This is a genomic window from Parasphingorhabdus sp., from assembly GCF_049667325.1.
Classification (GTDB): domain Bacteria; phylum Pseudomonadota; class Alphaproteobacteria; order Sphingomonadales; family Sphingomonadaceae; genus Parasphingorhabdus.
The window spans coordinates 1-6,496 of the sequence record NZ_JBATHY010000133.1; the positions used below are offsets into that span (position 1 = coordinate 1).

A 6,496-nucleotide genomic window follows, 5' to 3' on the forward strand; every position below is an offset into this window, starting at 1 on the left:
ATATCAAGCAAGGCTTTTGTGGACCTGTTCGGCAACATCTTTCGACAAGTCCGGCTGCGCGGCAATTTTTTCCAGCGCCAGCCGCATGAGTTCCGACCGTCCCCGTTCGTAGCGCCGCCAGCGTCCGAGCTGCGGAATGAACTTCGCTGCGGTTTGCGGATTCTGTTTGTCCAGTGCGATCACCATATCGGCGATCATCGCGTAGCCCTTGCCCGACGGATCGTGGAAACGAACCTGATTGCCGGTAAACGCACCATAAAGCGCGCGCACGCGATTGGGATTGGACATGGTGAAATCGGGATGGCGCGACAGGCTGTCGATCCGTTTCACCGTATCCGGACGCAGCGACATGGCCTGCAGGCTGAACCATTTGTCAAGAACCAGCGGATTGTCTTTGAATCTCTTGTAGAAATCATCAAATGCTACCGCACGTTCTTCGGCCTCGAGATGGGACAATACCGCCAGCGCACCTTGCATGGCAGTCATATTATCCGCTTCGCGATACTGCTCGAGGGCAGTTTCCGCGGCATCGTCCGTAAACGAGGCGGCCAGATAACCGAGCGTCACATTGCGCAATTTGCGCTTCGCCCGCGCTTCGGCATCGAGCGAAAATTCGCCGGGCCAGCAGCTTTTGTACAGCTTGCGGAACTGCTTTTCGAACTGCACCGCAATCTTTCCACGCAATTTTTCGCGTTCCTCGTGGATCGCCTGCGGGTCGACTTCGACCATCTGGTCGCCGAGAAAGGCTTCGCTTGGCAACAGGATCAGTTCAGACAGAAAGGCCGGATCAATGGTTTTGTCGGCCAGAATTTTCGCCACCGCCTGCAGGATGATATCGCGGTCAACCGGGGTGCCCGAGACCCTGGCGGTCAGATAGCCGGTCATCAGCCGTTGCACCGCCTCGAACCGCGCGAACGGATCGTCATCATGGGCCGACAGAAACGCCAGTTCCTCGGCGGTCTGGTTGCTTTCCAATATGATCGGAGCGGAAAATCCGCGGTTGATCGACAGGACCGGATGATCCTTATAGCCTTCGAGCATGAAGCTCTGTTCGGTCTTGTCGAGCAGCAGCAAATGTTCTCCCTGGTGCGCGCCGGTTTCCGGGTCGAGCAGCGCTGTTCTGAGCGGAATGACCAGCTCTGACGATTTCGGTTTCTCGCCATTTTGTGCAATTTTCTGGCTGAGCTGGACGGTCGCGGTTCCGGTTTGCGGGTCGTGGGACAGTTTCGCAGTCACCCTTGGGGTGCCGGGCGTTTCATACCAGTTGCGGAATTGCTTGAGGTCGATTTCGCCACCGTCTTCCATGGCGGTGACAAAATCCTCGCAGGTTGCAGCCTCGCCGTCGTGCCGGTCGAAATAGAGGTCTGTACCCTTGCGGAAATTTTCCGACCCCATCAGCGTGTTCATCATCCGGATAATTTCCGCGCCTTTATTATAGATGGTCGCGGTGTAGAAATTGGATATTTCCTGATAGCTTTCAGGCCGGATCGGATGGGCCAATGGGCCGGCATCCTCGGGAAATTGGGCGGCCCGCAATATCCGCACATCCTCGATCCGTTTGAGCGCTGCTGAACCCATGTCGGCGGAAAAGCTCTGGTCGCGGTAAACGGTGAAGCCTTCTTTCAGACTAAGCTGGAACCAGTCCCGGCAAGTCACTCGGTTTCCAGACCAATTGTGAAAATATTCGTGCGCAACCACGCCTTCAATGCCGTCGAAATCGGCGTCAGTAGCAACTTCGGGATCAGCGAGAATATAGCGCGAATTGAAGATATTGAGACCCTTGTTCTCCATCGCGCCCATGTTGAAATCGCTGACCGCGACGATGTTGAACAGGCCGAGATCATATTCGCGCCCATAGGTTTCTTCATCCCAGCGCATCGAGTCCTTCAGCGCCTGCATGGCATGGCCTGTGCGGTCGAGATCGCCGTCGCGGACCCAGATATTGAGCTCGACCGGCTTGCCCGAACGGGTGGTGAAACTGTCATTGTTCGACACCAGATCGCCGGCGACCAGCGCGAAGAGATAGCTCGGCTTGGGCCAGGGGTCATTCCACTGCACCCAGTGGCGGCCATTCTCGCCATCGCCCTGCCCGACCTTGTCGCCGTTGCAGAGGAGTACCGGAAATTGCGCCTTGTCCGCTTCCATCCGCACCTGATAGCGGCTCAGCACATCGGGCCGGTCGGGCGCGAAAGTGATCCGGCGGAATCCTTCCGCTTCGCATTGCGTGCACAACATCCCGTTCGAGCCATAGAGCCCCATCAACTGGGTGTTGGTCGAGGGGTCCAGTTCGACGTCGATCTCGACAATATGCGCCGCGCCGGTCAATGGCAGGACCAGATCGCCCTCGACCAGCTTCCAGTCGTTCCATGCCGCGCCGTCGACTTTCACCGCTGTCGGGGTAATATCATCGCCCTGCAGGATCAAAGGTTCGTCCGCTGATGCGCTTTTCGAGCGTCGGACATCCAGTTTCGAGCGCACCAAAGTCCGTTCCAGATCAAGCTGGAAGTCCAGTTCAACCTCCGGAATGAACCAGGCGGGCGGACGATAGTCCTCGCGGCGGATGGTGGCCGGGTCTTTGGGAGCCGGAGCGGCGTCAGCCATTTCGGAATTGGCGGTTTTTTGAATATCAAGCATGGGCCATGCCATAAGAGCCATTTGCACCCCGCGCAATTGCGTTTATGGCTTGGCCAAAAGGGAGTGGGTCATGTCGAGACTATTGTTGTTATTTTTCGCCGCCATGCTGGTCGCCGGACTGCCGGTGGAAATGCTTTTCGCACAATCCGGCAGCGCGGCGTTTGACGTCGAACAGGCCAGCCGCACCTATATCGACACGCTGCAGGGTGCCGATCTGGAAAAATCCAATAATTATTTCGAAGGCGGCTACTGGCTGATCCTGTGGGGGGCGGTGATCGGAATATTGGTCGACTTCCTGATCCTCCAGTCGCGCTTCTCTGCCCGCTTCCGCGACTGGGCCGAACGGGTGACCAAGCGCCAATGGCTGCAACCCGCGCTTTATGCGCTTCCCTATGTCCTCGCAGGATATCTGATCAGCCTGCCGTGGTCGATCTACACCGACTTTTTCCGCGAGCGGCAATATGGCTTGCTCGACCAGAGCTTTGGCGCCTGGTTTGGCGAAGACATGATCGGTCTCGCGATCTCGCTATTCATCTTTCCACTACTGATAATGGCAATTTTTGCCGTCATCCGGCGGGCGCCCAAGACATGGTGGATCTGGGGAACCGGCGTTATTTCGATCTTCCTGTTCATCGGAATGATGCTCGGACCGATATTCATTTCCCCGTTGTTCAACGACTATAATGATATGGCGGAAGGCCCGATGCGGGACAAGATCGTCGCCATGGCGGCGGAATATGACATTCCGGCCGAGAATATCTATGTTTTCGACCAGTCGAAACAGCATAAAAGAATATCTGCCAATGTCTCCGGCCTCGGACCGACGATCCGGATTTCGCTGAACGACAATCTGCTCGATCGCACCGATCCCGAAGAAGTCGCTGCCGTTATGGGCCACGAGCTCGGTCATTATGTGCTCGGCCATACCTGGCGGTCGATATTCATATTGGCGCTGATCATGGCCGTCGGGCTGTTCATCACCGCGCGGTTCGCGCCCCGGCTGATCGAACGCCATGGCCAGAAATGGGGTGTGCGCAGCATATCCGATCCGGCCGCGATCCCCTTGCTCGGCCTAATTTTGACACTCTATTTCTTTGCAGCAACGCCAGCGCTCAACACGCTGATCCGGGTCAATGAAAGCGACGCAGACCGGTTCGGCCTCGACACCGCCAAGGAACCGGACGGCTTTGCCAAGGTTGCCATGCGCCTGTCGGAATATCGCAAGATCGAACCGGGACCGGTCGAGGAAATGCTGTTCTTTGACCATCCGTCGGGTGCCACGCGGGTGCGCATGGCGATGCAATGGAAAGCCGACCATGTCGAAAATCCGCAAATAGCCGAGCCGGGCACGCTGGAGAAAGAATAGCCGCCGATGCCCCATATGCTGATCTTCGGAATGGGTTATACCGCTTCGCGGCTCGCGCAGCGGCTGCGGAAGGACGGCTGGACGGTGACCGGTACGCGCCGCACGGCGCAGGATGGCGCGCTGGCTTTTGACAATGTGCTATTGGTCTTGGCAGCTCTGGCGGAGGCGACCCATGTGCTGTCCTCGGTCCCGCCCACAAATGATGGCCGCGAACCAGTGCTCGATCATTATGGCGAGGCGATCCAATCCGCGTCTCTGGAATGGAGCGGCTATCTCTCCTCCACCGGCGTATATGGCGATGCGGCCGGCGCGTGGGTCGATGAAAGCGCGCCTATCGGATCAGGCCGCCGCAAGGCGCGCAGCCAGGCCGATCAGAATTGGCAGGACTTGCGCAGCGACATGCACGTCTTTCGTCTTCCCGGCATATATGGTCCGGGCCGCAGCCCTCTCACGCGCGTCCGTGAAGGCAAGGCCAAGCGGGTCGACATGCCGGGACAGGTGTTCAGTCGCATCCATGTCGACGACATCGTCGCGGCGATCACCGCGGCATTCGAGGGCCCGTCAGGGGTCTATAATATTTCCGATAATCTACCCGCGCCTCAGCATGCGGTCATCGCCCATTCAGCGCAGCTTTTGGGAATGGATGTCCCGCCATTATTGTCGCTGGAGGATGCCAATCTGTCCGGGGCGGCCTTGGGTTTCTATGCAGAGAACCGCCGCGTGGCCAATGGCAAGGCCAAGCGGTTGCTGAACTGGGAGCCACAATATCCGGACTATAAAGCAGGATTACAGTCGCTACTTGATTGATGCTCAGGCCGAAATGCGCGGCGTCTTCGGTTTGCGTGCCCGCAGCGCGACAAGCAATCCGAGCATCGCCAGAACCGCGCCGCCAATCGGCAGCCAGGTCCAGACATAAGCTTCGAAAATTGTCGAAAGGATCATTGCCACCACCGGCACCAAAACGCTCGAATAAGCCGCCTTGCCCGGACCGATTTCGCGGATCATCGCGAAATAGAGCGGGAAGGTTACGACCGAGCCGATGACACCGAGATAGAATATCCCGCCCCAATAGGCGGCTCGCATTTCATAGACCGGAGGGCCAACCGTGGTCCACGAGATGGCGATATTGATCAGTGCTCCGAAAAGCATCGCCCAGGCGAGGATCGTGATGATCGGATAGGATTTGAGCCGTTCGCCCGCTTGCATGACATTGGCGATCGATGCCGACAAAATGCCACCGAAGGTGAGAGCAGCGCCCATCAGAACCTGTTCCAGACTGGCCGGGGATGCCCGATACTCGTGCCAGAACAGCATCGCGATCCCGGCCGCCGCGATCGCGGAACCCGCGAGAAACGGCGCGGTTATCCGGTGCCCCAGAAATATCCGGCCCATTATGGCATTGGGGACCATCAGCAACGCGAACAATACCGCAACCAGTCCCGAGGTGATGAACAATTCTGCATTATAGACAAAGTTGAAATTGAAGGTGAACTGGAACAGTCCGAGGATCAGCGCCAGCATATAGCCTGTCCGGTCGAGCCGGAACGGCAGGCGCTTGAACCCCGCCAGCACGAACATCGCGGCGGCGGCTATGATGAACCGGTAACTGACCGACCAGCTCGGCGGTACTTCGGAAATCTGGTCCTTGATCACCAGCCAGGTTGAACCCCAGATCAGCGAAACCAGCAGGAACGGGATCAGAATGCGCGGCGTCAGGAGGCTTGGTTCGCTCCCGTCCTCAGCGTTCATAAGGCCCCGATCGCTTCGGCCAGCGGACGGATATCGTCCCCGCTCTGGTTCCAGCTGGTTACCAGCCGTGCCTGTCCTTCGCCCCAGTCGTAAAAATCAAATCCCAAGCCGCGCAAATGCGCCGCTTCGGCAGCCGACAATTTGATGAAGACCTCGTTCGCTTCGACCGGATAGAGCAATCGCTCCGGTGCGGCCGCGGCGATGATCTGCGCACCGGCATTGGCGGCGCGGGCATTGTCGAGCCAGAGGTCTTTGTCGAGCATCGCCAAAAGCTGCGCGGCAAGATAGCGTCCTTTGGACTGCAAATGCCCCGCACGCTTGCGGCGATAACGGGTTTCGGCGGCCAGATCACGATCAAAAAATATCAGGGCTTCAGCGCTCATCCCGCCATTTTTCACGAAACCGAAGCTGAGCGCATCGATACCGGCCTTCCAGGTCATATCGGCGGGCGAGCAACCGAGCGTCGCAACCGCATTGGCAAAGCGTGCGCCGTCCATATGCAGCCCGAGCCCGCGTGCTTCGCAAATAGCGGCGAGGCCAGCAACTTCATCGGGGCGATAAATCATGCCACATTCGCTGGCATTGGTAATCGAAACAGCGGCTGGCTGGACCTGATGGACATCGTCTCGAATCGCCGCGCAACAAGCCTCCACGCTTTCGGGCGAGAGCTTTGCACCATCCCCGTCAAGCAACATCAGCTTCGCGCCGCCGGTAAAGAAACCCGGGGCCCCGGCCTCGTCCTGTTCG

At 58.2% G+C, this 6,496-nt stretch carries 5 protein-coding genes; 2 read left to right on the plus strand and 3 right to left on the minus strand.

The annotated features are described in order from the left end of the window. Positions 1-3: 3 nt before the first annotated feature. Complete coding sequence (pepN, locus tag WBM93_RS06375; protein WP_424429715.1) at positions 4-2,601, minus strand: aminopeptidase N; 2,598 nt, start codon at positions 2,599-2,601, stop codon at positions 4-6. A gap of 103 nt (positions 2,602-2,704) precedes the next feature. On the opposite strand from pepN, the gene WBM93_RS06380 reads away from it, so the two are divergent. Further along, positions 2,705-4,000, plus strand: coding sequence for a M48 family metallopeptidase (locus WBM93_RS06380; RefSeq protein WP_424429703.1), 1,296 nt, complete (start codon positions 2,705-2,707; stop codon positions 3,998-4,000). A 6-nt stretch (positions 4,001-4,006) separates the two neighbouring features. Beyond that, the gene (locus tag WBM93_RS06385) at positions 4,007-4,807 is read left to right on the plus strand and encodes an SDR family oxidoreductase (protein ID WP_424429706.1); all 801 of its coding nucleotides are present in this window, start codon (positions 4,007-4,009) and stop codon (positions 4,805-4,807) included. 3 nt (positions 4,808-4,810) lie between these two features. Here WBM93_RS06385 and WBM93_RS06390 read toward each other — a convergent pair whose 3' ends face one another. Beyond that, on the minus strand, positions 4,811-5,749 hold the full coding sequence (locus WBM93_RS06390) for a DMT family transporter (RefSeq protein WP_424429709.1): 939 nt from the start codon (positions 5,747-5,749) through the stop codon (positions 4,811-4,813). After that, positions 5,746-6,496, minus strand: a 751-nt coding sequence (locus WBM93_RS06395; protein WP_424429712.1) for a threonine aldolase family protein, incomplete at its 5' end; no start/stop codon positions are given. The genes WBM93_RS06395 and WBM93_RS06390, both read right to left, overlap by 4 nt.